This is a genomic window from Geodermatophilus sp. SYSU D00705 (assembly GCF_054050135.1).
In genome coordinates this window covers 33447-56770 of sequence record NZ_JBJGYT010000004.1, presented here as the reverse complement: position 1 = coordinate 56770, position 23324 = coordinate 33447, and the positions used below count along the sequence as shown (strand labels likewise).

The window sequence follows — 23324 nt, the reverse complement described above, 5'->3', positions numbered from 1 at the left end:
GGTCAGCCCCGCACCAGCGCCCGGTACCGGGAAGGCGTCACGCCGTAGGCCGCCCGGAAGGCGCGACCGAAGACCGACGGGTCGGCGAACCCGCAGCGGTGCGCGACGGCGGTGAGCGGTAGCTCCCGCGCGCCGCTGCGGGCCAGCTCCTCGCGGGCCCGCTCCAGGCGCCGTCGCCGGATGTAGCGGGCCACGGTGTCCTCCTCGCCGGCGAACAGCCGGTGCAGCTGCCGCACCGAGACGAAGTGGGCGGCCGCGATCGAGCGTGGGTCGAGGGCGGCGTCGGCCAGGTGCTCCTCCACGTGCGCCCGCACGGCCGCCATCAGGTCGCGGTCCGACCGCGCCGTCCCCGGCTGCGGTACCCCCGCGCCGGCCGCGGTGGTGACCAGCTCGAGCAGCTCCCCGGCGAGACGGTCCCCGGGGTCGGCGTCGCCGGCGTCGTCGCTGTGCACCAGGTCGGTCAGCATGCGGCCGAGCACCCCCGTGAGCCCGCGCCGGCCGTCCATCCGCCGGGCGGTGAGGGCGTGCGCGGGCGCCGCCGGGTCCGGCCGGCACCAGGTGAGCACCAGCAGCGACCAGGACGGCGAACCCGGCGCGGCCCGCAGCTCCCAGGTGAACGGGCGGTCGGTCACGTATAAGGCGTAGTCACCGGGGTGCAGCCGGCAGTCGCGCCCGTCCTGCTGCAACCGGGCCGCGCCCCGCTCGAGCAGCCCGACCTGCACGAAGTGCCGCGGATCCGTCCGCGCCAGGCCGGCGGTCCGCCGGGCCAGCTGGTCGACCGACCGCACCCGCGACAACTGCAGCGACCCCACGGTCCGGCTGTGCACCTCGCCGTCCAGGAGGTCGTCGGTGGCGGGGGAGACGTCGAGGTCCACGAAGTGCTCGCCGAGCAGGTCCCGCCAGGACCGGACCCCGGCGGAGCGGGCGGTCGTCGATGTCGGCATGGCGGCCTCGCTGACGGTCGGCCGCGCGGGCCTGCGCAGCACCGGTCCGGACCAGGCGGGTCCGAGGGGAGGCTGCCACGCCGCGCAGCCAGGCGGAAGGCACGGGCGTTCCGGCGCTGGACGTCGAGGACCTGGCACGCGACGTCGAGGCCGTGGCCCGCCGGCGCGCCACGATCGGCGGCACCGGACGCCTTCGGGGTCCGCCCCCGAGCGAGGAGGCCACCATGACCCTGACCGACCTGCCGATGCCCGGGACGAAGACCGTGCACGGGGCCTGCCCGTGCGACTGCCCGGACACCTGCGCGTTCGACGTGACGGTCGTGGACGGCGTCGCCACCCGCGTGCGGGGCGCCCGGTCGCACCCGTTCACCCGCGGCGGGCTCTGCGTGAAGATGAACGACTACGAGCGCACCGTCTACAGCCCCGACCGCGTGCTGCACCCGATGCGGCGGACCGGCCCCAAGGGCAGTGGCCGGTTCGAGCGGATCTCCTGGGACGCCGCGCTGGACGAGATCGCCGCCCGCTTCACCGAGATCGCGCAGACCTCCGGACCGGAGGCGATCATGCCGGTGAGCTACCTGGGCACCCAGGGCATCCTCAACGGCCTCAACGTCGGCGACCCGTTCTTCAACCGGCTGGGTGCCACCATCAGCGAGCGCACCTACTGCGACTCGGGCTCGTGCACCGCGTACGCGATGACGGTGGGCGCGACCGCCGGCGTGGATCCCGAGTCGTTCGTGCACGCGCGCTACATCGTCATCTGGGCCAACAACATGCTCAGCACCAACCTGCACCTGTGGCCGTTCGTCGCCGAGGCGCAGCGCCGGGGCGCCAAGGTCGTCGTCATCGACCCGGTCCGGCACCGGACGGCGGCGCACGCGGACTGGTACATCCCCATCCGCCCGGGCACCGACGGCGCGCTGGCGCTGGCGATGATGCACGTGATCATCGGCGAGGGACTGACCGATGAGGACTACGTGGCCCGGTACACCGTGGGCTTCGAGGAGCTCGCCGAGCGGGTCCGGCAGTACACCCCGGAGTGGGCCAGCGGCGAGACCGGCATCCCGGCCGAGGACATCCGCACCCTCGCCCGCGAGTACGCGGCGGCCAGCCCGTCGGTCATCCGCATCGGCGTGGCGATCGAGCGGCACGCCGGCGGCGGGCAGACCGTGCGGGCGATCTCCTGCCTGCCGGCCCTCACCGGGGCGTGGCGGAAGCCCGGCGGCGGGCTGCTGCAGCTGCCGCTGTGGGCCTTCCCGGTGAACTGGCCGGCGTTCCTCGGCGCCGAGTTCATCCGTCCCGGCACCCGCGTGGTCAACCAGTGGCTGCTCGGCCGCGCGCTGACCGGGAAGCTCGAGCTGGACCCGCCGATCCGGGCGCTGATGGTCTACAACAGCAACCCGCTGGTGGTCTGTCCGGAGCAGGACGAGTTGCTGGCGGGGCTGGCACGGGAGGACCTGTTCACCGTCGTCAGCGAGCACTTCATGACCGACACCGCCGACTTCGCCGACTTCGTGCTGCCGGCCACCACCCAGCTGGAGCAGCGCGACCTGATGTTCTCGTGGGGCCACCTCTACGTGACCATGAACCTCCCGGCGATCGCCCCGCTGGGGGAGGCGGTGCCCAACACCGAGCTGTTCCGCCGCCTGGCCGCGCGCATGGGCTTCACCGAGCCGGTCTTCACGCGCACCGATGAGGAGATGGTGGCGGCGGCGTTCGACTGGTCGTCCCCGGTGCTGGAGGGCATCACGCCGGAGACGCTCGAGCGCGACGGCTGGGCCCGGCTGCGGCTGCCCGGCCCCGACGAGTACGCGCCGCACGCCGAGGGTGGCTTCCCGACGCCGTCGGGGAAGGTCGAGTTCCTGTCCTCGGCCGCCGCCGGCGGGAACTTCGTGTTGCCGCTGTTCCGTCAGGGCTGCACCGACCACCTGTCCGGCGAGCCGGTCGACCCGTTGCCGCACTACGTGCCGCCCCGCGAGGCGCCCGGCTCCGGGCCCTACCCGCTCACGCTGCTGTCACCGAAGTCGCACGCCTACCTCAACTCGAGCTTCGCCGACCGGCCGGGGCAGCAGCGGGTGCAGGGCGGGGACACCGTCGTCCACGTGCACCCGGCCGACGCCGCGGCCCGGGGGCTGGCCGACGGCGCGCCGGTCTGCGTGGTCAACGACCGCGGCCGGTTCGCCGCCCGGCTGCACGTCACCGACGACGTCGCTCCGGGCGTGGTGGTCTCGCCGATGGGCGGCTGGCGCAAGCACGCCGGCGGCGCCACGGTGAACGCGCTGAGCCCCTCGGTCTTCGCCGACCTGGGCCGGGCGCCGACGTTCTCCGACAACCTCGTCGACGTGCGGCCGGCCTGAGCACGACCGGCCGGAGAGCCGGCTCGGCGGGATCTGGCATGATGGTGGGTCGAACACGGCGGTGGGCGGCCCTCTCACCGTTGCCGGCCGTGTCCAGCCGCACCGCCCCCGGCGTACCCCCACGCGCCGCACGGGCGGGCACACGACCTGCGTTCGAGGAGAACACCACACACCGTGGCCACCAAGATCAAGCTCATGCGCCTGGGCAAGATGCGCGCGCCGTACTACCGCATCGTCGTCGCCGACGCCCGCACCAAGCGGGACGGCCGCTCGATCGAGACGATCGGCAAGTACCACCCGAAGGAGGACCCCTCCTACATCGAGGTCGACTCCGAGCGGGCGCAGTACTGGCTGGGTGTCGGCGCGCAGCCGACCGAGGCCGTCGCCGCCATCTTCCGGGTCACCGGTGACTGGCAGAAGTTCAAGGGCGAGCCGGCCCCGCCGCCCATGAAGGTCGCCGCCCCGAAGCCGGACAAGAAGGCCCTCTACGAGGAGGCCGTCCGCAACTCCGGTGCCGAGGAGCCGGCCACCGGCGCCACCACGCCGAAGAAGAAGGCCGCTCCCAAGGCCGACGACGCGGCTGCCGCCGCCGAGACGCCCGCCGAGTAAGACGTGCTCGAAGAGGCGCTCGAGCACCTGGTCAAGGGCATCGTCGACCACCCCGAGGACGTCACGGTCGACCTGCTCAGCAACCGCCGCGGCAAGACCCTCGAGGTCCGGGTGCACCCCGACGACCTCGGCAAGGTCATCGGCCGTGGCGGCCGCACCGCCAAGGCGCTGCGCACCGTGATGACCGGCGTCGGGGGGCGCGGCCTGCGGGTCGACGTCGTCGACACCGACGGGCGCTGAGCGCCTGCCCTCGTTGAGCACTGAGAACGATCCCACCGACACCGTGGTGGTCGGCCGCATCGGCCGGCCCCACGGTGTCCGTGGTGAGGTGACCGTCGAGGTCCGCACCGACGACCCCGACCTCCGGTTCGTCCCCGGGGCGGTCCTGCGGACCGATCCCGCCGAGCGCGGGCCCCTCACCGTCACCGGACGGCGGTGGCACCGCGACGTGCTCCTCCTGCAGTTCGAGGGCCCCGGCGGCCGCGTGGTCGACAGCCGCGAGGCCGCCGAGGAGTACCGCAACACCGAACTGCACGTCCCGGTCATCGACCTCCCCGAGCTCGAGGACCCGGACGCCTTCTACGACCACCAGCTGGTCGGCCTCAGCGCGCGCCTGCCCGACGGCACCGTCCTCGGCGAGGTCGTCGCCGTGCGGCACGAGGGCGCCGACCTGCTCGTCGTCCGCCGGGTCGAGGGCGGCCAGCTGCTCATCCCGTTCGTGACCGCGATCGTGCCGACCGTCGACCTGGCCGGTGGCGTCGCCGTCGTCGACCCGCCGGAGGGTCTGCTGGACCTGTGAGTGCCTTCCGCGTCGACGTCGTCACGATCTTCCCCGAGTACCTGTCCCCGCTGCGCCAGTCCCTGCTGGGCAAGGCCGCCGAGCGCGGACTGGTCAGCATCGGCGTGCACGACCTGCGGCAGTGGACCGACGACCTCCACCGCACGGTCGACGACTCCCCGTACGGCGGCGGTCCCGGCATGGTCATGCGCCCCGAGCCGTGGGGCCGGGCGCTGGAGGCGGTCCGCCCGCCCGGTACCCGGCTGGTCGTGCCCACCCCCGCCGGGCGTCCCTTCACGCAGGCCACGGCGGCGGAGTGGGCTCGTGAGCCGGGTCTCGTCTTCGCCTGCGGCCGCTACGAGGGCATCGACCAGCGGGTCGCCGACTGGGCGGCCGACGCCGGCCCCGTGTCCGAGGTCTCGATCGGCGACTACGTGCTCGCCGGCGGCGAGTCCGCCGTCCTGGTCATGGTGGAGGCGGTCACCCGCCTGCTGCCGGGCGTGGTGGGCAACCGGGAGTCCGTCGAGTACGACTCGCACGCCGACGGCCTCCTGGAGGGGCCGTCCTACACCCGTCCGGCCTCGTGGCGGGGACACGACGTCCCCCCGGTCCTGCTCTCCGGCGACCACGCCGCGATCGCGAGGTGGCGGCGCGCGGAGTCGCTGCGCCGGACCGCGGCCCGCCGTCCCGACCTCCTGGCCGCCCTCCCCGACGACGCGCTCGCGCCCGCCGACCGGGCGGTGCTGGACGAGCTGTGACCGACCGCCCGTGGGTGCGCCCGACCGCGCGGGTCGTCGTCCTGGACCCCGCCGGGCGGGTGCTCCTGCTCGGCGCCCGGCTGACCGACCCCGCCGTCCCGCCGGGTGACGTGCTGTTCTGGTACACGCCCGGCGGCGGCGTGGAGGACGGCGAGAGCGTGCGCGACGCCGCCGTCCGGGAGCTGGCCGAGGAGATCGGGCTGGTCGTGGCCCCCGCCGCGCTCGAGGGCCCGGTGTGGTTCCGGCGACACGTCGGCCCCTTCGCCGGGGTGCAGATCGACTCGCGGGAGACCTTCTTCGTCCTGCGGGACGTCGTCCACGAGATCGACCCGAGCGGCCGCACGGAGCTGGAGCTGCTGGGGGAGGAACCGCACCGCTGGTGGAGCACCGCGGAGGTCGCGGAGGCGGCCGTGGACTTCGCGCCGCGGGAGCTCGCCGCGCTGCTCCCGGAGCTCCTCGCGGGCCCGTGGACGGGGCCGCCGCGCTTCGTCGCCTGAAGATGTGGCACAGTAGAGAGCTGCTGCGGACCGTCGGCCCCTCGACGGGAGCTCCTCCCGGAGCGCAGCTCCCCGGATCGGACAGCCGGGGCCGCTCGCTGTCCGCACCGTGAAGACGTAACCGCTAGGACAGGACTGCCGAGATGAACACCCTGGACGTACTCGACGCCGATTCGCTGCGCGACGACATCCCCGAGTTCCGCCCGGGCGACACCGTCAAGGTGCACGTGCGCGTCATCGAGGGCAACCGCTCGCGCATCCAGGTCTTCCAGGGTGTGGTCATCCGCCGTCAGGGCGGTGGCATCCGGGAGACCTTCACCGTCCGCAAGGTCAGCTTCGGTGTCGGCGTGGAGCGCACCTTCCCGGTGCACACCCCCGTCGTCGAGAAGATCGAGGTGCTGACCCGCGGTGACGTGCGCCGCGCCAAGCTGTACTACCTCCGCGAGCTGCGCGGCAAGGCCGCCAAGATCAAGGAGAAGCGCGAGACCGTCTCGCGCTGACACGCTCTCCGGCCGGGTCCCGGCCTGACCGCGGCGGGTCTCCCGCGCCGTACGCTGGCTCTCGATGAGCAGTGACCGGCCCGGGTGGCCCGCCGACGTCGTTCCGGAGGGCGAGGAGCCCCGCGGGGCCGCAGCCGACGGGTCCGCCAGGAGTGGCGGCATCGGCGACGACACCGGGCCGGTGGCCCCCGTCTCGCGCCGGCAGCGCCGGCGGGAGCGGCAGCAGGCGCCGAAGAAGGGCTCGCTGCTGCGGGAGCTGCCGGTGCTGCTGCTCGTGGCGTTCGTCCTCGCGCTGCTGGTGAAGACCTTCCTGGTGCAGGCCTTCTTCATCCCCTCGGGGTCGATGGAGCAGACGCTGCACGGCTGCCCCGGGTGTACCGGTGACCGGGTCTTGGTCAACAAGGTGCCGTACTGGTTCGGCGAGCCCGAGCCCGGCGACATCGTCGTCTTCGAGGGGCCGGACACCTGGTCACCCGAGGTCGACGTCGCCGAGCCGAGCAACTGGCTCTCCGGTGGGCTGCTGTGGCTGGGGCGCGCGGTGGGCGTGGCCCCGCCCAGTGAGGACGACTTCGTCAAGCGGGTCATCGCCACCGAGGGCCAGACCGTGCAGTGCTGCGACCCCGAGGGGCGGGTCACCGTCGACGGCGAGCCGCTGGACGAGCCCTACATCTACCAGGACTCCCCGCCGGAGCAGCGCGCGTTCGGCCCGGTCACCGTGCCGGAGGGCCGGCTGTGGGTCATGGGTGACCACCGGTCGGCGTCGGCGGATTCCCGCGTCCACGTGGGCGACCGCTACGCCGGCACGATCGGTGTGGACGACGTCATCGGCAAGGCCGCGCTCATCGTCTGGCCTCTGGAACGCTTCGACACGCTCGGCTCGCCCGACATCCAGGGCCTCGAGGCCTCGGCGCCGGGGGCGGGGCAGGCCGTGCCGGAGTCCGGTGCGACGGCGCTGGCCGCCCCCTACGCGCTCGGCCTGGTCGGTGCCGTGCCCGTGGCCGCCTGGCGACGACATCGACGCCGGCGCTGATCCGCTCCACCGCCGTCCGAGACCCGCCCTCCCGCTCCCGGGGAGGGCGGGTCTCGTCGTCCCGGCGCCGTGATACGCATTCGAAGAATGGCGTCGCCATGTCGACATCTGTTCACCGGTCACCTTTCCGGTGATTCTCGTGTGACGACGACTACGGGAATCCGTGCCCCCGGGATGACTCCGAGAATTCTGCTGAGAAATCTCCGGAAACTGTTCAAGCAACGGTCTCACCCGTCCGATGGACATTGTGAGAGTTCCCGATTGTGTGAAACGGAGTCAGTTGTGTCCGCACCCCTGGGTAGCACCGCCCGCGGCGTCACCCGCGTGCTCATCCTCGCCGACGCCCCCGTCCTGCGCCGGGGCCTGGTGAGCATGATCAACGAGACCGCCGGCATGCAGTCGGTCGGGACGCCGGGCGAGCTGCGCCGGGCGCTGACCCTCTTCGAGACCGCCCGCCCGGACGCCGTCGTCGTCGAGCTGGGCCACGGCCGCGCCGCCACGCTGAACGCCTGCCGCGACCTGCGCCGCCGGAGCCCGCAGGTGACGATCGTCGCCGTCGGCACCTCCGAGGACCCCGCCGTGGTGAACGAGGCGCTGGCCGCCGGCGTCCGCGGGTACCTCATGATCAACACCTCGCCGACCCTGCTGGGCTGGGCGATCCTGGCCGCGCGTGCCGGCCGCACGGTCGTCGACCCGCAGATCCGCCGCGTGGAGCCCTCCGCCACTCCCGCCGCCAAGCCGTTCACCCCGGAGGTGCCGCTGACCCGGCGCGAGTCCGACGTCCTCGACGAGCTGATCCAGGGCCAGTCGAACCGGCAGATCGGCCGCAACCTGTTCATCAGCGAGGACACCGTGAAGTCCCACGTCAAGGCCATCCTGCGCAAGCTGGGTGCCCGCGACCGGGCGCACGCGGTGTCCCTGGTGCTCTCCTCGCGCAACGGCGGCTGCACCTGCGGCGCCCACGGCCTCGCGCCGGCCGCGCCCGCCGAGGTCTGATCCCCGACCTCCCGGTCCCGCCGGTGGCACCGCCGCCGGTGACCGACCGGGATGCCTGTCCGGACCGTCCGCCTCCTCGGCGGTCCGCCGGGCACCACGGGCCCTCCGGGCCCGACCGTCCATGGGCCGGCCCCCTCTGACCCCGGGGGCCGGCCCGTGGCGTCTCCGCGACCGCCTCGGTCGGCGGCCCGGCTGCCCGGCCGGGGGAGTGCGTCCCTCTCGTCACCCCCGGGTCGTACTGTCGGACCGCGATGGTCCTGAGTCCCACCCCAGTCCGCGGCGCGCGCCTCCGGAAGGCGGCGCCGGTCGAGGACCGCCCCGACGCTCTGTGGGAGATGGAGCGGTCGCTGCGCCGCCGTGGCTTCGCCGCCATCGCGGGCGCCGACGAGGCCGGTCGTGGCGCGTGTGCCGGTCCGCTCGTCGCCGCCGCCTGCGTGCTGCCCCCCGGACGGCGCGGACGCGTGCCCGGGCTGGCCGACTCCAAGCTGCTGTCCCCGGCCACCCGGGAACGGGTCCACGACGAGATCCTGGATCGGGCCGTCGCCTGGTCGGTCGTCGTCATCCCCGTGGCCGACCTCGACGCCCGGGGCATGCACGTCACCAACATCGAGGCGCTGCGGCGGGCCGTGTGGAACCTCGACCCGGGCGCGGACTACGTGCTCACCGACGGCTTCCCCGTGCCGGGCCTGGCCCGGCCCACCCTCGCGGTCTGGAAGGGCGACCGGGTGGCTGCCTGCGTCGCCGCGGCCTCCGTGCTCGCGAAGGTCACGCGGGACCGGATCATGCTCGACCTGCACGAGCGCTGGCCCGAGTACGACTTCGCCGGCCACAAGGGCTACATCACCGACGTGCACACCGCCGCGCTGGACCGTCACGGCCCCTGCCCGGAGCACCGCATGCGCTTCGTCAACGTGGCCCGGGCCGGGGCTGCACACGCCGAACGGGCATCCCAGCTGACCGGCTCCACCGACATGGTCGATGATGGGGCCATGCGCCATGTGTCCGGAGAGTCTCGATGAGCACCGAGGACCTGGAGAAGTACGAGACCGAGATGGAGCTGCAGCTCTATCGCGAGTACCGGGACATCGTCCGGCAGTTCACCTACGTGGTGGAGACCGAGCGGCGCTTCTACCTGGCCAACGCCGTGGACCTCCAGGTCCGGGAGGCGGGGGGCGAGGTCTACTTCGAGCTCAAGCTCTCCGACGCCTGGGTGTGGGACATGTACCGGCCGGCGAGGTTCGTGCGCAACGTGCGTGTGCTGACGTTCAAGGACGTCAACGTGGAGGAGCTGGACAAGCCCGACCTCGAGCTGCCCGAGGGGCCCCGCCTGACCTGACACCCCTGCAGGGTGCCCGTCCACCCCGGTCCCGGGTCGCCGTGAGTCCACAGGGCCGGAGTTGTCCACAGACCGGATCCCGCCCTGGTGGCGGGCTGCCCCGCGGGCCGACGGTCGGCTGGTGCGAACGACATCCGATCTCGGCGCCCACGGCGAGCGCATCGCCGCCGCCTTCCTCACCGACCGGGGGTTGCGGGTCCTCGACCGGAACTGGCGCTGCCGTGACGGTGAGCTCGACATCGTCGCCCGCGAGGGGGACGCGCTCGTCTTCTGCGAGGTGAAGACCCGCCGGGCGGTCGGCTTCGGCCACCCGGTGGAAGCGGTGGGGCCGGTCAAGCAACGCCGCCTCCGGACCCTCGCCCAGCGGTGGCTGGCCGCCCACGAGGAGCACGCCCCCGAACTGCGTTTCGACGTCGTCGGGGTGCTCGTCCGGCCGGCGGCACCGGCCCTGGTCACCCACCTGCGGGCGGCGTTCTCATGACGCTGGCACGCACCTGGTCGGTCGGGCTGGCCGGGGTCCACGGCGCGGTGGTCGAGGTCGAGGTCGACATGTCCGCCGGCGTCCCGGGGGTGACCCTCGTCGGCCTGCCCGACGCCGTGGTCCGCCAGTCGGTCGACCGCGTGCGGGCGGCGGTGGTCAACGCCGGAGGGCGGTGGCCGATGCGCCGCATCACCATCGGCCTGTCGCCGGCATCGATGCCCAAGCAGGGCAGCGGCTTCGACCTCGCCCTGGCCATGGCCGTGCTCGCCGCGGACGGCGCGGTGCCGGGGGAGTCGGTGGGCGGCCTGGTCCTGCTCGGCGAGCTGGGGCTCGACGGCTCGGTCCGCGCGGTCCGGGGCGTCCTGCCGGCGGTCCTCGCCGCCGCCCGGGCGGGCCACCGGACGGTCGTGGTGCCGGCGGGCAACGCCGAGGAGGCCGCCCTGGTCGACAGCGTCGACGTGCTGCCGGTCGGCACGCTGACCGAGCTGGTCGCCCACGTGCAGGGCGGAGCGGCGCTGCCCCGGCACACCCGCCGCCCGCTGCCCCCGCCCGCGCTCGGAGCGGACCTGGGGGACGTCGTCGGCCAGACCGTGGGCCGCCGCGCGGTGGAGGTGGCGGCGGCCGGCGGGCACCACGTGTTCCTGACCGGGCCACCGGGCGCGGGCAAGACGATGCTGGCCGAGCGGCTGCCCGGTCTGCTGCCGGAGCTCGACGAGCAGGCGGCCCTGGAGGTCACCGCGATCCACTCGGTGGCGGGCACGCTGCCGCCGGACGCCCCGCTGCTCACCCGGCCTCCGTTCGAGGCGCCGCACCACTCGGCGACGATGGCCGCGCTGGTCGGCGGCGGCTCCGGGCTCATCCGCCCCGGGGCCCTGTGCCGGGCCCACCGCGGTGTCCTCTTCCTGGACGAGGCGCCGGAGTTCCCGCGGGCCGTGCTCGACACGCTGCGCCAGCCGCTGGAGCGGGGGCAGGTGACGATCTCCCGGGCCGGTGGTGCGGCGACCTTCCCGTGCCGCACGCAGCTGGTGCTCGCCGCCAACCCCTGCCCGTGCGCCGGCGCCGCCGGGGACGCCGCCTGCACGTGCAGCGCCCTGGAGCGGCGGAGGTACCGGGCCCGGCTGTCCGGTCCGCTGCTGGACCGCATCGACCTGCGGGTGGAGCTGCCCGCGGTCACCCGCGCGGCCTGGCTGGAGGCCGGCTCGGCGCCGGAGCCGACCGCGGTGGTGGCCGGGCGGGTGCACGAGGCGCGCGCGGCGGCCGCGGCCCGGCTGCGAGGCACGGGCCTGACCCTCAACAGCCAGGTCCCCGGCCGGCTGCTGCGCGAGCGCTGGTCACCACCTCGCCCGGCGCTGCGCCTGGTCGAGCGGGCGCTGGAGCGGGGGGCGCTGTCGGTCCGTGGCTACGACCGGGTGCTGCGCGTCGCCTGGACCCTCGCCGACCTGTCGGGCCGCACGGTGCCCGGTTCCGACGACATCGCCGAGGCCCTCGGCATGCGGCTGCAGCGGGTGGCGGCATGAGCGCCCTCCCCGACCTGGACGAGGAGATGGAACAGGGGCTCGTCGAGCCACAGGGGCCCGACGGGCTCCCCTCCCCGGCGGTGCGGCGTGCGCGGGCCTGGCTCAACCGGTCGGCCGAGCCGGGGAGCGTCGCCTTCTGGCGGTTCGTCGACGACGCCGGGCCGGTCGAGGCGGTGCGGCGGCTGCGGGCCGGCCGGGCCCCCGACGCCGTCCGGGCGCTCGTGGGTGCCCGGGTGGACCAGGACGCGACGGCGGCCGACCTGCTGCGGGCCCAGCGGTGCGGAGCCCGGCTGGTCGTCCCGGAGGACGACGAGTGGCCCGGGCTGCTGCTCCATGCGCTCACGGTCGCCACCAGCGAGGAGCCCGACGACCCCCGCAGGCAGGCGCCGCGCACCACCGCCCCCGTGCCGCCGCTGGCCTTGTGGGTCCGCGGGCGGGACCGCCTCGACCGACTGGCCGAGCGCTCGGTGGCGATCGTCGGGGCCCGGGCGTCGACGGCCTACGGCGAGCACGTGGCCGGGGAGCTCGGGCACCAGCTGGGGGAGCGCGGGTGGACGGTCGTCTCCGGCGGCGCCTTCGGGATCGACGCCGCGGCGCACCGGGGCGCGCTGGCCGCGGGCGGGCCGACGATCGCCGTCCTCGCCTGCGGGATCGACCGGGTCTACCCCGCGGCGCACGGTGCCCTCCTCCACCGCATCGCCGAGGAGGGGCTGCTGGTCAGCGAGTGGCCGCCGGGCGCTGCTCCGCACAAGCACCGGTTCCTGGTGCGCAACCGGCTCATCGCCGGGCTCACCCGGGGCACGGTCGTGGTGGAGGCCGCCGCGCGGTCCGGCGCCCAGGCCACCGCGCGGCGGGCCGGCCGGCTGGGGCGGCCGGTGATGGTGGTGCCCGGTCCGGTCACCTCGGCGATGTCGGTCGGGTGCCACGAGCTGCTGCGCGACGTCGACCTGGGCGCGGTGCTGGTGGGCAACGCCGCCCACGTCGTCGAGGCGGTCGGGCGGCTGGGGGAGGACCTCGCCGAGCCACCGGCACGACCGGCCGACCGGCGTGACGGGCTGTCCGACGTCGCCGTCCGGGTCCTGGACGCCTGCCCGGTGCGCAACGGCGTCAGCCCCGAGCGCCTGGCCGCGACGGCGGGGTGCGACGTCCTCGACGTGATGCGGGTGCTGCCGGCCCTGGAACTCGCCGACCTGGTGGAGTGGACCGGCACCGGCTGGCGGATCGCCCGGCAGGAGGAGTCCGGCGCCACCCGGTGACGGGGCGGGGCGGAGCACCGGACGCCGGGGTCCGGAGGTCGGCGCGGCGGCTTGACCCCCGGCGGACGGCGACGGACGGTTCCGGGGTGACCGCCCGGACCGCCGACGCGCGCGCCGCCCTGCCGCCGGCGCTCGGCGAGGCGCTGTCCGGGTACGAGGACCACCTGCGCACGCAGCGGGACCTGTCCGACCACACCGTCCGCGGTTACGTCGGTGACGCCGTCTGGCTGCTGGACCACCTCGCCCGCCGCGGTGGCACACGCGTCGACGAGCTCGACCTCGCCGCCCTGCGCAGCTGGTTGGCCCAGGGCCGCACCCGGGGCGCCGGGCGGGCCACCACCGCCCGGCGGGCCGCGGCGGCGCGGTCCTTCACCGGCTGGCTGCGGCGCGCCGGCCTGACCCCCGAGGACGTCGGCCTGCGGCTGGTGAGCCCCAAGGCCCACCGCACGCTGCCCGACGTGCTCGCGCCGGACCAGGCCCGAGCCGTGCTCGACTCCGCCGCGGACGCCGAGGAACCGGTCGGGCTGCGCGACGCCCTGGTGCTCGAGCTGCTCTACGCCAGCGGCATCCGGGTCAGCGAGCTGGTCGGGCTCGACGTGGACGACGTCGACCGCGGCCGCCGCCTGCTGCGGGTGCTGGGCAAGGGGCGCAAGGAGCGCAGCGTGCCCTACGGCGTCCCGGCCGAGCGCGCGCTCGACGCCTGGCTCACCCGGGGGCGGCCGGCCCTGGCCACCGCCGAGTCCGGTCCCGCGCTGCTGCTCGGCCGTCGCGGCCGGAGGCTGGACCCGCGCGAGGCGCGGCGGGTCGTGCACACCGCGGTGGCCGCCGCGCCGGGCGCACCCGACATCGGTCCGCACGGCCTGCGGCACTCCGCGGCCACCCACGTGCTCGAGGGCGGCGCGGACCTGCGCTCGGTGCAGGAGCTGCTGGGCCACGCCAGCCTCGCGACCACCCAGATCTACACGCACGTGACGGTTGAGCGCCTCCGTGCCGTGCACGCCCAGGCGCACCCGCGCGCCTGAGCGGACTGCTCCCCGTGTCTGACACAGTTGGGGTGCGCTCGATCGAGTCGCCCCACACCGCAGTGCCCACCCCGAGGCTGCCGACGGCAGGCCTCCGACCAGTCGGGAGAGCGTCCGTGCCCGAGGCCACCATCCACCGGCGTGACGAGACCCACGGCGACGCCGACGCAGCGCTGGCCGAGCTGTGGGCCACCTACGTCGCCGACCGCGACCCCGGCCTCCGCGACCGGCTGATCCTGCACTACGCGCCGCTGGTGAAGTACGTCGCCGGCCGCGTGGGCAGCGGCCTGCCCGCGCACGTCGAGCAGGCCGACCTCGTCTCCTACGGCACCTTCGGGCTGATCGACGCGATCACCCGGTACCAGCCCTCCCGCGAGGTGAAGTTCGAGAGCTACGCGATGGCGCGCATCCGCGGCGCGATCATCGACGAGCTGCGCAGCACCGACTGGATCCCGCGCTCGGTGCGCATGAAGGCCCGGCAGTTCGAGCGGACGGTGGCGACCCTCGAGAGCCGGCTGCGCCGCAGCCCCACCGACGAGGAGGTGGCTGCGGAGATGGACATGGACGTCGAGGAGGTCCGCAAGTTCCTCGGGCAGCTCTCCCTGGTCAACGTCGTCGCCCTCGACGAGCTGCTCTCCGACGACGAGGGCGGCGCACCCCGGCTGGTGGACACCCTGCAGGACACCAGCGCGCTGGACCCGCAGGCGATGGCCGAACACGGGGAGGCCCGCCAGCTCCTCGCCCGGGCGGTGGAGCAGCTTCCCGAGCGGGAGAAGGTCGTCGTCAGCCTCTACTACTTCGAGGGCCTCACCCTCGCCGACATCGGCCGCGTCCTCGGCGTGACCGAGAGCCGGATCTGCCAGCTGCACACCAAGGCCGTGCTGCACCTGCGCACCAAGCTCGCCGACATCGCCTGACGGCGCGACGGTCGCGGTGGTCCTGGAGCACGCCCTGCTGCCGGTCCGGCCCGGGCAGGAAGCCGAGTTCGAGGCGGCGTTCGCCCGGGCGCGCTCGGTCATCGCGGCGACGCCCGGGTTCCGGAGGCTGACGCTGAGCCGGTGCCTCGAACGCCCCGCCACCTACCTGCTGCTGGTGGAGTGGGACCGCGTCGAGGACCACACCGAGGGCTTCCGCGGCTCGCCCGGCTACGCCCGGTGGCGCGCGCTCCTGCACCACTTCTACGACCCGTTCCCCTCCGTCGAGCACTTCGCCACGGTCCTCACCGCCGACCCGCACGACGCCGAGGCCGACGCCGGGGTGGACTGCGGGGCCGGGGAGCAGCCCCCGCCCCGGGCGTGACGCCGCCGGCAGCAGGTCATCCCATCGGCAGCAGCCGCACCTCCGGCGGGCGGAGCAGCGCCATCGGGTCCAGATAGGTCTCCCCGCGGCGCAGCCCCCAGTGCAGGCACGCCGCGACCGGGCAGCCGGCGTGCCCCTCGGCGAGCGTGCCGACGGGGGAGCCGCGCGCCACGGCCTGCCCGGCGCCGACGCCCGGCGTCACCGGTTCGTAGGTGGTGCGCAGGCCGCCGGGGTGGTCGACGCTCACCACCGGCCGCCCGGCCACCGTGCCCGCGAAGGCGACGACGCCGTCCCCGGCGGCCAGCACCGTCGCGCCGGGGGAGCCGGCCAGGTCCACGCCGCGGTGGCCGGGGCCGTAGCGGTCCGGCGGCGGGTCGAAGGGCCGGGTCACCGCGCCGTCCACCGGCCGCACCCAGAGGGCGGCAGCGGCCGGCCGAGCGGGTTCGGCGACGGCGGGCGCCGGGGCCAGCAGCCAGACGACGGCGAGGAGGACGACGGCGAGGGCGCGCACGGGGAGCACCCTGCCGCCGGCAGGGGAGCGGGCGGCCGGTGGCGGCCCGGTTGTGGACGGACCCGGCCGCTGGGGATGGGCACCGCGGACGAGGCGTATGCTGCTCGGTGCGACCCGCCTCGCGCGGGTCGACTTCGCGCGTCCTCATCCCCGCCGCACGACGGCGGGGCGGTCGCCACCTCGGTCCCCACGGTCCTCCCGCGGGGTGGTGTGGCGCCCGGACGCCAGGGCGGTGCACCACCCGGTGCCCGCGACAACCGAGGAGCGCGGCCGCCCGGCGGCCGCGCGCACACAGGAAGGCTGCGGCCATGGCAGTCGTCAGCATGAAGCAGCTGCTCGACAGCGGCGTCCACTTCGGGCACCAGACCCGTCGCTGGAACCCGAAGATGAAGCGCTTCATCTTCACCGAGCGCAACGGCATCTACATCATCGACCTGCAGCAGACGCTCGGGTACATCGACAACGCCTACGAGTTCGTCAAGCAGACCGTCGCCCACGGTGGCTCGATCCTGTTCATCGGGACCAAGCGCCAGGCGCAGGAGGTCATCGCCGAGCAGGCGCAGCGGGTCGGCATGCCCTACGTCAACCAGCGCTGGCTGGGCGGCATGCTCACCAACTTCCAGACCGTGCACAAGCGCCTCCAGCGGCTCAAGGAGCTCGAGGACATGGAGCAGACCGGCGTGCTGGTCAGCCTGTCCAAGAAGGAGCAGCTGGTCCTCAGCCGCGAGAAGGCCAAGCTCGAGCGCAGCCTCGGCGGCATCCGCGACATGCAGAAGGTGCCCAGCGCCGTCTGGATCGTGGACACCAAGAAGGAGCACATCGCCGTCGGCGAGGCCCGCAAGCTGGGCATCCCGGTCGTCGCGATCCTCGACACCAACTGCGACCCCGACGAGGTCGACTACAAGATCCCGGGCAACGACGACGCCATCCGCAGCGCCGCCCTGCTCACCCGCGTGATCGCCGACGCCGTCGCCGAGGGCCTCATGGCCCGCTCGGCGGCCCAGGCCAACGCCGGCCGCGAGGAGGGCGAGCAGCCCGCCATCGGCGGCGACGAGCCGCTGGCCGACTGGGAGCGCGAGCTGCTCACCGGCCAGCAGGCCGACGCCGGCGCCACCCCGCTCCCGGAGACCCCGGCCGAGCAGCCGCAGGTCTCCGCGGCCGAGGTCGCCCCGGTCGAGGGCGTCCCCGCCACGGGCGACACCGCGACCGGCACCCAGGGCGCCCAGAACGGCTGACCCCGCGGCGCCGTCCCCGCTCACGCGGGGACGGCGCCCCGGCACGTCCGGACGAGCGCCGTCCGGCAACCACAGACTCAGCACCCACCCCAGACCCGTAGGGAAGTGACATGGCTGGCTTCACCGCTGCCGACGTCAAGCGTCTCCGCGACGCGACCGGCGCCGGGATGATGGACTGCAAGAAGGCCCTCACCGAGGCCGACGGCGACTACGACAAGGCCGTCGAGCTGCTGCGCATCAAGGGCGCCAAGGACGTCGGCAAGCGCCTCGAGCGCTCCACGACCAACGGCGTCGTCGTCAACAAGGACGGCGCGCTGCTCGAGCTCGACTGCGAGACCGACTTCGTCGCCAAGAACGCCGACTTCGTCAAGCTGGCCGAGCGGCTGCTCGACGTCGTCCTGGCCACCAAGCCGGCCGACGTCGAGGCGCTGCTGGCCACCGAGGTCGACGGCCAGACCGTCGCCTCCCTGGTCGAGGCCGAGTCGGCCCGCATCGGCGAGAAGCTCGTGATCTCCCGGTTCGCGGTCTTCGAGGGCACCACCGCCACCTACCTGCACAAGCGGGCCACCGACCTGCCCCCGGCCATCGGTGTCGCCGTGCAGTACTCCGGCGGCAGCGAGGACGCCGCGCGCAGCCTGGCGATGCACATCGCCGCCGCCCGCCCGCGGTACCTCACCCGGGAGGAGGTCCCGGCCGAGGCGGTCGAGACCGAGCGGCGCGTCGCCGAGCAGACGGCCAAGGAGGAGGGCAAGCCCGAGCAGGCGATCGTGAAGATCGTCGAGGGTCGGGTCAACGCCTACTACAAGGACTTCGTCCTGCTCGAGCAGCCGTCGATCACCGAGCCGAAGCGCACGGTCAAGCAGATCGTCGACGAGGCCGGCCTGACCGTCGAGCGGTTCGTCCGCTTCGAGGTCGGCCAGGCCTGAGGTCCGCCACGCGGCCCGAGCACCACTGAGCACGCCGATCACCGGCCCCGTCCCGACCCCGGGACGGGGCCGGTGGTCTGTCCAGCCCCTGCCGTGGGTAACCCGCCCGCGGGGAGCTGCCGCACGCCGATGCGGCAGGATCAGGGGAACCGCCACCGAGCGAGGGAATGAGCCTTGACCGACACCGCTGCCGTGCCCCTGTCCGCGCCCACCGCCTTCCAGCCCGCCGACCGCGCCGGCTACAAGCGGGTCCTGCTCAAGCTGTCGGGGGAGACCTTCGGCGGCGGCAGGGTGGGGGTCGACGCCGACATCGTCCGGGGCATCGCCACGCAGCTGGCCGAGGTGGTGGGCAAGGGCGCCCAGGTCGCCGTCGTCATGGGCGGGGGCAACTTCTTCCGCGGGGCCGAGCTGTCCCAGGCCGGCATGGACCGCACCAAGGCCGACTACATGGGCATGCTGGGCACGGTCATGAACTGCCTGGCCCTGCAGGACTTCTGCGAGAAGGCCGGGCTCGAGACCCGCGTGCAGTCGGCCATCACCATGGGCCAGGTCGCCGAGCCCTACATCCCGCGCAAGGCCATCCGGCACCTGGAGAAGGGCCGGTTGGTGATCTTCGGTGCCGGCGCCGGCATGCCGTACTTCTCCACCGACACGGTGGCCGCCCAGCGCGCGCTGGAGATCGAGTGCCAGGTGCTGCTCATGGGCAAGAACGGGGTGGACGGCGTCTACGACGACGACCCCCGCACCAACCCCGACGCCGTCATGTACGACGACCTGGACTACGCGACCGTGCTGGCCAAGCAGCTCAAGGTGGCCGACGCGACCGCGATCAGCCTGTGCATGGACAACCGCATGCCGATCGTCGTCTTCAACCTGCTGCGCGACGGCAACATCGCCCGTGCGGTCGCAGGTGAGAAGATCGGCACGCTGATCAGCGACCCCGCCTGACCCGGCGGCCGCAGCCCGCAGACCCGCGACACCCGCGGCGGAGACCGTCCGCCGCCCCAGGAGGAGAGACCCGTGATCGACGACACCCTGCTCGACGCCGAGGAGCGGATGGACAAGGCCCTGTCGGTCGCTCGGGAGGACCTCGGCTCTGTGCGCACCGGGCGTGCGGCGCCCTCGATGTTCAACAAGATCCTGGTCGACTACTACGGCAGCCCCACGCCCGTGCCGCAGATGTCGTCGATCACCGTGCCCGAGGCGCGCATGGCGGTCATCAAGCCCTACGACAACGGGCAGCTGTCGGCCATCGAGAAGGCCATCCGCGACAGCGACCTCGGCGTCAACCCGACCAACGACGGCCAGATCATCCGCGTCGTCTTCCCGCAGCTGACCGAGGAGCGCCGCCGCGACCTGGTCAAGATGGCGCGGTCCAAGGGCGAGGACGCGAAGGTCGCCATCCGCAACGTGCGGCGCCGGGCCAAGGAGGAGCTCGACCGCATCGCCAAGGACGGGGAGGCCGGCGAGGACGACGTCCGGCGCGCGGAGAAGGAGCTCGACGACCTGACCGCCAAGCACGTGCACGGCATCGACGAGGCGGTCAAGAACAAGGAGACCGAGCTGCTCGAGGTCTGAGCCGCACCGTCGCTCCACCGCTCATGACACCTGATCCCGACACCGGGCCGATCCCCATCGTCGGCCGCCGTCCCGCACCGCCACCGGCCCGGCCGGCGGCGGAGGTCCGCACGTCCGGGCTCCCGGCGGTCGAGCACCGCGCCACCGGGCTGCCGCAGGAGGCGCCCGCGACGGTGGAGGTGCCCGCCACCGTGGCGGCGCCCGCCACCGTGGAGGCGCCGGCGACCGTGGAGGCGACGGTCCCCACGTCCACCACCGAGTCGATCGGTCCCACGCTCGTCCCCGGCGCGAAGAAGCCGGGACGGGCCGGCCGGGACATGGTCGCGGCCATCGGCGTGGGCGTGGGCCTCGGCGCGGTCATCGTGGTCTCGCTGCTGGTCTACCGGCCGGCGTTCCTCCTGGTGGTCGGCGCGGCGATCCTCGTCGGCATCGTCGAGCTCTGCCGTGCGCTGGAGGCCGGCGGGGCCCGCGCGCCGCTGGCCCCGGTGCTGGTCGGCGCGGTGGCGATGCTGGGCCTGGCCTGGACCCGGGGTTCCTCGGGCCTGGTCGTGGGCTTTCTGCTGACCGTGCTGGCGGTGCTGCTGTGGCGGCTCGGCGACGGCCCGGTGGGCTACCTGCGCGACGCCTCGGCCGGCGTCCTCGTCGTCGCCTACGTGCCGCTGCTGGCCGGTTTCGCCGTCCTGCTGCTCGTCCCGGACGACGGCGCCGCCCGGGTGCTGCTGTTCATCGCCACCGTCGTGGGCAACGACGTCGGGGGCTTCGCGGCCGGCGTCCTGCTGGGCAGGCACCCCATGGCGCCGTCGGTCAGCCCGAAGAAGTCCTGGGAGGGCATGGCGGGGTCGGTGTTGGCCTGCGTGCTCATCGCCACCCCGGTCGTGACCCTGGCCCTGGACGGCCCGTGGTGGGGCGGGGTGCTCTTCGGTGCCGCGCTGGCCGTCTCGGCGACCGCCGGCGACCTGGGGGAGTCGCTGATCAAGCGGGACCTCGGCATCAAGGACATGGGCAACCTGCTGCCGGGCCACGGCGGGATCATGGACCGGCTGGACTCGCTGCTGCCGTCCGCGGCCGTCGCCTACCTGCTGCTGGCCTGGGTCGCCCCGGCCTGAGCGGGCTCGGCCGGCCTCACCCGCCCCGGACGACCTCCCAGCTGGAGCCGACGACCCGGAACCCGCGGCAGGCGTACCAGTGCCGCGGCCAGTCGTCGGCGTCCGCCTCGAGCGCCACGAGGTCGCAGCCGGCCCCGGCGGCCAGCGACACCAGCCGCGCCAGGACGGCGTCGGCGTGCCCGCGGCCCCGGGCGGCCGGTTCGGTCATCACCGACTCCACGACCGCGGTCGCGCCGTCGACCCGCAGCTGGCCGGCGGCGACCGGGCGCCCGGCCGCCCGGACGGCGACGTCGTGGACGGCGACGACCTCGGCGGTGCGGTGCTCCCGGCCGATCAGCTGCGCGACCACCTCGTCGAGGCCGGGCACCGGTGGCAGCCCGCGCCGCCAGGAGCGGTCCCACAGGGCGTGCAGCTCCCGCTGGTCGACGGCCTCGGCCGTCTCGCCGCCGGGCAGGGCAGCGGCATCGCGGGCCATCACCACCAGCTCCGAGGCCTCCCAGCCCGTCGCGCCCAGCTCGCCCGCGACCGCCTCCGCCCCGCTCCAGCGCAGGATCGCGGCGGCCACCGGCCAGTCCAGCTCCGCGGCCGCGGTGGTCGCCGTCCGGGCCACGGTGGCCGCGTCGGTGGGCGAGGTGAGCACGACCGTGTTGTCGTCCCGGGAGTGCGGGAAGCGGGGATCGGAGACGGCCACGCCCCCGGGCACGTCCCGGACCTCGGCCGCGCGCCGCACCTGCAGCGAGGTCTGCAGCGCCTGGACCCGGCCGAGCTCGTCGTCCGGCATCGGGAGGACCGGCTCGACCGGCGGGCGCCACGGCACGACCGCGACGACGGCGGAGGTGGGCAGCGGGCCGTAGAGGTGCGGGAAGCGCTGGTCCGGCGGGTCCTCGGGAGCGCCGGGCTCCCAGCGCAGCGGGCCGGCCGGCCGGGCCGGGTCCACGACGAGCAGCACGAGGTCGCGGCGTCCGGGGAACAGCCGGCCGGCGGGCAGGTGCACCTGCTCCGGCGTGGACAGGTGCACGAAGCCGGCGTCGGCCAGGGACGGCGGCCGCAGCGCCTCGTCGGTCAGCGCCCTCCGCCAGGCGGCCGGTTCGACCAGGTGGACGAGCACCGGCGGCGTCGTCACGGGGCGACTCCGGGGAGCGGCGGGTCGGGGTCGATGCCGGCCGCGTCCAGCGCCGCCTCGACCTGGTCGCACACGGTGCGCACCACCTGGACGCGGGCGGACCGCTTGTCGTCCCCGGCGACGACGTGCCAGCGACCGCCCGCGTGGTCGGTGCGCTCGAGCATCTCCTCGACCGCGGCCTCGTAGGCCTCCCGCTTCCCTCGGTTGCGCCAGTCCTCGTCGGTGAGCTTCCAGGCCCGGTAGGGGTCGTCGCGGCGGGACTCGAAGCGGCGCAGCTGCTCCTCGGGGGAGACGTGCATCCAGAACTTGACCAGCACCATGCCCTCGGCGGCCAGCGTGGTCTCCAGGTCGACGATCTCCGTGTAGGCCCGCCGCCACGCCTCCTCGGAGGCGAACCCCTCGACCCGCTCCACCAGCACCCGGCCGTACCAGGTGCGGTCGAGGACGGCCATGCCACCCCATCCGGGCAGCACCGGCCAGAACCGCCACAGGAAGTGGTGCCGCTTCTCGTCGTGCGTGGGGGCGGCGAACTGGGCGACCCGCACGTGCCGGGGGTCGATCGGCTCGACCAGCCGCTTGATCGCCCCGCCCTTGCCCGAGGCGTCCAGACCCTCGAACAAGACGCAGAGCGGCGGGCCGAGCTCACCGGTGCCGAGCTGCCCACCGAGCAGCAGGCGCAGGTGCAGCAAGCGCCGCTGTGCCTCGGCGAGCTGCTTCTTGGCGTCGGCCTTCGACAGGCGCGCACCCAGGTCGACCTCGGACAACCGGCTCATGACGGGGAAGCCTGGCGGACGGCGATCGGGCTGTCATCCGGGAGCGCTCGCCGGGGCGGCGTGCTGCCGCACCCAGGCGTGCATGGCGATGCCGGCCGCCACGCCGGCGTTGATCGACCGCGTGGAGCCGAACTGGGCGATGGACAGGACGCCGTCGGCGGCCGCCCGCGCCTCGTCGGTGAGCCCGCTGCCCTCCTGGCCGAACAGCAGCACGCAGGCACGGGGGAGGGGCTCGGTCTCCAGCGGCCGGGCGCCGGGCAGGTTGTCGACGGCGAGCAGCGGCAGCCCCTCGGCGCGCGCCCACGCGGCGAGCGCGGCGACGTCGGCGTGGTGGCGCACGTGCTGGTAGCGGTCGGTGACCATCGCGCCGCGCCGGTTCCACCGCTTGCGGCCCACCACGTGGACGGCCTCGGCGAGGAAGGCGTTCGCCGTCCGGACGACGGTCCCGATGTTGAGGTCGTGCCGCCAGTTCTCGATGGCGACGTGGAACGGGTGCCGGCGGGTGTCCAGGTCGGCGACGATCGCCTCGACGGTCCAGTACCGGTAGTGGTCGACGACGTTGCGGCGGTCACCGGCGGCCAGCAGCTCGGGGTCGTAGCGCGGGTCGTCGGGCCACGGACCCTCCCAGGGGCCGACCCCCACACCGTCCACGGGGGTGAGTTCCCTCTCGGCCTCGGTCACCCGGCCGACGC

The 23324-nt window shown here is 74.6% G+C and carries 27 protein-coding genes; 22 read left to right on the top strand and 5 right to left on the bottom strand.

Translation table 11 applies throughout. The features are described 5' to 3' along the window. Positions 1–2: 2 nt before the first annotated feature. Positions 3–944 carry a helix-turn-helix domain-containing protein gene (locus ACI78Q_RS04510; RefSeq protein WP_456922124.1) on the bottom strand — a complete coding sequence of 314 codons (942 nt, stop codon included), beginning with the start codon at positions 942–944 and terminating at the stop codon, positions 3–5. A 224-nt stretch (positions 945–1168) separates the two neighbouring features. Between ACI78Q_RS04510 and ACI78Q_RS04505 the strand changes: the two genes are divergently transcribed. From ACI78Q_RS04505 to ACI78Q_RS04425, 17 genes are all read left to right on the top strand, one after another. Then, the gene (locus ACI78Q_RS04505) at positions 1169–3301 is read left to right on the top strand and encodes a molybdopterin-containing oxidoreductase family protein (RefSeq protein ID WP_456922123.1); all 2133 of its coding nucleotides are present in this window, start codon (positions 1169–1171) and stop codon (positions 3299–3301) included. 174 nt (positions 3302–3475) lie between these two features. Beyond that, positions 3476–3910 (top strand): 30S ribosomal protein S16, encoded by a 435-nt coding sequence (rpsP, locus tag ACI78Q_RS04500; RefSeq protein ID WP_456922122.1) that lies wholly within the window; start codon positions 3476–3478, stop codon positions 3908–3910. Between the two features lie 3 nt (positions 3911–3913). Further along, entirely contained in the window at positions 3914–4150 is a 237-nt protein-coding gene (locus tag ACI78Q_RS04495; RefSeq protein WP_012949998.1) for an RNA-binding protein, read from the top strand. 13 nt (positions 4151–4163) lie between these two features. Continuing rightward, on the top strand, positions 4164–4709 hold the full coding sequence (gene rimM / locus ACI78Q_RS04490; RefSeq protein ID WP_456922121.1) for a ribosome maturation factor RimM: 546 nt from the start codon (positions 4164–4166) through the stop codon (positions 4707–4709). Further along, positions 4706–5446 carry a tRNA (guanosine(37)-N1)-methyltransferase TrmD gene (gene trmD, locus ACI78Q_RS04485; protein ID WP_456922120.1) on the top strand — a complete coding sequence of 247 codons (741 nt, stop codon included), beginning with the start codon at positions 4706–4708 and terminating at the stop codon, positions 5444–5446. Before rimM ends, trmD begins: the two co-directional genes overlap by 4 nt. Beyond that, positions 5443–5943 carry an NUDIX hydrolase gene (locus ACI78Q_RS04480; protein ID WP_456922119.1) on the top strand — a complete coding sequence of 167 codons (501 nt, stop codon included), beginning with the start codon at positions 5443–5445 and terminating at the stop codon, positions 5941–5943. Before trmD ends, ACI78Q_RS04480 begins: the two co-directional genes overlap by 4 nt. 143 nt (positions 5944–6086) lie before the next feature. Next, positions 6087–6443: a 50S ribosomal protein L19 gene (gene rplS / locus ACI78Q_RS04475; protein ID WP_012949994.1), complete on the top strand. Its 357-nt coding sequence runs from the start codon at positions 6087–6089 to the stop codon at positions 6441–6443. A 64-nt stretch (positions 6444–6507) separates the two neighbouring features. Next, on the top strand, positions 6508–7473 hold the full coding sequence (gene lepB / locus ACI78Q_RS04470) for a signal peptidase I (protein WP_456922118.1): 966 nt from the start codon (positions 6508–6510) through the stop codon (positions 7471–7473). 282 nt (positions 7474–7755) lie between these two features. Then, complete coding sequence (locus tag ACI78Q_RS04465) at positions 7756–8469, top strand: LuxR C-terminal-related transcriptional regulator (RefSeq protein WP_456922117.1); 714 nt, start codon at positions 7756–7758, stop codon at positions 8467–8469. Positions 8470–8804: 335 nt separating this feature from the next. After that, positions 8805–9488, top strand: coding sequence for a ribonuclease HII (locus tag ACI78Q_RS04460; protein ID WP_456922116.1), 684 nt, complete (start codon positions 8805–8807; stop codon positions 9486–9488). Continuing rightward, positions 9485–9805, top strand: coding sequence for a DUF2469 domain-containing protein (locus ACI78Q_RS04455; protein ID WP_097208899.1), 321 nt, complete (start codon positions 9485–9487; stop codon positions 9803–9805). Before ACI78Q_RS04460 ends, ACI78Q_RS04455 begins: the two co-directional genes overlap by 4 nt. A gap of 121 nt (positions 9806–9926) precedes the next feature. Continuing rightward, complete coding sequence (locus ACI78Q_RS04450; protein ID WP_456922115.1) at positions 9927–10286, top strand: YraN family protein; 360 nt, start codon at positions 9927–9929, stop codon at positions 10284–10286. After that, the gene (locus ACI78Q_RS04445) at positions 10283–11803 is read left to right on the top strand and encodes a YifB family Mg chelatase-like AAA ATPase (RefSeq protein WP_456922114.1); all 1521 of its coding nucleotides are present in this window, start codon (positions 10283–10285) and stop codon (positions 11801–11803) included. The genes ACI78Q_RS04450 and ACI78Q_RS04445 overlap by 4 nt, the downstream gene beginning before the upstream one ends. Next, positions 11800–13059 (top strand): DNA-processing protein DprA, encoded by a 1260-nt coding sequence (gene dprA / locus ACI78Q_RS04440; RefSeq protein WP_456922113.1) that lies wholly within the window; start codon positions 11800–11802, stop codon positions 13057–13059. Before ACI78Q_RS04445 ends, dprA begins: the two co-directional genes overlap by 4 nt. 86 nt (positions 13060–13145) lie before the next feature. After that, positions 13146–14081, top strand: a complete 936-nt coding sequence (locus ACI78Q_RS04435; RefSeq protein ID WP_456922112.1) for a tyrosine recombinase XerC — start codon at positions 13146–13148, stop codon at positions 14079–14081. 116 nt (positions 14082–14197) lie between these two features. Continuing rightward, on the top strand, positions 14198–14998 hold the full coding sequence (whiG, locus tag ACI78Q_RS04430; RefSeq protein ID WP_456922111.1) for an RNA polymerase sigma factor WhiG: 801 nt from the start codon (positions 14198–14200) through the stop codon (positions 14996–14998). Positions 14999–15014: 16 nt separating this feature from the next. Continuing rightward, positions 15015–15380 (top strand): antibiotic biosynthesis monooxygenase family protein, encoded by a 366-nt coding sequence (locus ACI78Q_RS04425; RefSeq protein WP_456922110.1) that lies wholly within the window; start codon positions 15015–15017, stop codon positions 15378–15380. 16 nt (positions 15381–15396) lie between these two features. On the opposite strand, the gene ACI78Q_RS04420 is transcribed toward ACI78Q_RS04425, so the two are convergent. After that, entirely contained in the window at positions 15397–15891 is a 495-nt protein-coding gene (locus ACI78Q_RS04420; protein WP_456922109.1) for a murein hydrolase activator EnvC family protein, read from the bottom strand. A 308-nt stretch (positions 15892–16199) separates the two neighbouring features. Here ACI78Q_RS04420 and rpsB point away from each other — a divergent pair, with 308 nt between their 5' ends. The 5 genes from rpsB (at position 16200) to ACI78Q_RS04395 (ending at position 20736) form a co-directional block, all read left to right on the top strand. Then, a complete protein-coding gene (gene rpsB / locus ACI78Q_RS04415; protein ID WP_456922108.1) occupies positions 16200–17126 on the top strand; it encodes a 30S ribosomal protein S2 in 927 nt (308 codons plus the stop codon). A 110-nt stretch (positions 17127–17236) separates the two neighbouring features. Further along, a complete protein-coding gene (gene tsf / locus ACI78Q_RS04410) occupies positions 17237–18052 on the top strand; it encodes a translation elongation factor Ts (protein WP_456922107.1) in 816 nt (271 codons plus the stop codon). A gap of 174 nt (positions 18053–18226) precedes the next feature. Beyond that, positions 18227–19000, top strand: coding sequence for a UMP kinase (gene pyrH / locus ACI78Q_RS04405; RefSeq protein WP_456922106.1), 774 nt, complete (start codon positions 18227–18229; stop codon positions 18998–19000). Positions 19001–19072: 72 nt separating this feature from the next. After that, entirely contained in the window at positions 19073–19630 is a 558-nt protein-coding gene (gene frr / locus ACI78Q_RS04400) for a ribosome recycling factor (RefSeq protein ID WP_456922105.1), read from the top strand. 23 nt (positions 19631–19653) lie between these two features. Next, on the top strand, positions 19654–20736 hold the full coding sequence (locus ACI78Q_RS04395; protein WP_456922104.1) for a phosphatidate cytidylyltransferase: 1083 nt from the start codon (positions 19654–19656) through the stop codon (positions 20734–20736). Positions 20737–20752: 16 nt separating this feature from the next. Here ACI78Q_RS04395 and ACI78Q_RS04390 read toward each other — a convergent pair whose 3' ends face one another. From ACI78Q_RS04390 to ACI78Q_RS04380, 3 genes are read right to left on the bottom strand one after another with little or no spacing between them, the layout of a single operon-like run. Further along, positions 20753–21859 carry a GNAT family N-acetyltransferase gene (locus tag ACI78Q_RS04390; RefSeq protein ID WP_456922103.1) on the bottom strand — a complete coding sequence of 369 codons (1107 nt, stop codon included), beginning with the start codon at positions 21857–21859 and terminating at the stop codon, positions 20753–20755. Then, positions 21856–22632: a polyphosphate kinase 2 family protein gene (locus ACI78Q_RS04385; RefSeq protein WP_456922102.1), complete on the bottom strand. Its 777-nt coding sequence runs from the start codon at positions 22630–22632 to the stop codon at positions 21856–21858. Before ACI78Q_RS04385 ends, ACI78Q_RS04390 begins: the two co-directional genes overlap by 4 nt. 33 nt (positions 22633–22665) lie before the next feature. After that, positions 22666–23313, bottom strand: a complete 648-nt coding sequence (locus tag ACI78Q_RS04380) for a TrmH family RNA methyltransferase (RefSeq protein WP_456922101.1) — start codon at positions 23311–23313, stop codon at positions 22666–22668. Positions 23314–23324: the final 11 nt, after the last annotated feature.

What these genes read in the sequence shown, in the direction of transcription:
- ACI78Q_RS04510 (WP_456922124.1), bottom strand. Translation starts at nt 944, where the DNA reads ATGCCGACATCGACGACCGCCCGCTCCGCCGGGGTCCGGTCCTGGCGG.
- ACI78Q_RS04505 (WP_456922123.1), top strand. Translation starts at nt 1,169, where the DNA reads ATGACCCTGACCGACCTGCCGATGCCCGGGACGAAGACCGTGCACGGG.
- rplS (WP_012949994.1), top strand. Translation starts at nt 6,087, where the DNA reads ATGAACACCCTGGACGTACTCGACGCCGATTCGCTGCGCGACGACATC.
- lepB (WP_456922118.1), top strand. Translation starts at nt 6,508, where the DNA reads ATGAGCAGTGACCGGCCCGGGTGGCCCGCCGACGTCGTTCCGGAGGGC.
- ACI78Q_RS04460 (WP_456922116.1), top strand. Translation starts at nt 8,805, where the DNA reads ATGGAGCGGTCGCTGCGCCGCCGTGGCTTCGCCGCCATCGCGGGCGCC.
- ACI78Q_RS04455 (WP_097208899.1), top strand. Translation starts at nt 9,485, where the DNA reads ATGAGCACCGAGGACCTGGAGAAGTACGAGACCGAGATGGAGCTGCAG.
- ACI78Q_RS04445 (WP_456922114.1), top strand. Translation starts at nt 10,283, where the DNA reads ATGACGCTGGCACGCACCTGGTCGGTCGGGCTGGCCGGGGTCCACGGC.
- dprA (WP_456922113.1), top strand. Translation starts at nt 11,800, where the DNA reads ATGAGCGCCCTCCCCGACCTGGACGAGGAGATGGAACAGGGGCTCGTC.
- rpsB (WP_456922108.1), top strand. Translation starts at nt 16,200, where the DNA reads ATGGCAGTCGTCAGCATGAAGCAGCTGCTCGACAGCGGCGTCCACTTC.
- tsf (WP_456922107.1), top strand. Translation starts at nt 17,237, where the DNA reads ATGGCTGGCTTCACCGCTGCCGACGTCAAGCGTCTCCGCGACGCGACC.
- ACI78Q_RS04395 (WP_456922104.1), top strand. Translation starts at nt 19,654, where the DNA reads ATGACACCTGATCCCGACACCGGGCCGATCCCCATCGTCGGCCGCCGT.
- ACI78Q_RS04385 (WP_456922102.1), bottom strand. Translation starts at nt 22,632, where the DNA reads ATGAGCCGGTTGTCCGAGGTCGACCTGGGTGCGCGCCTGTCGAAGGCC.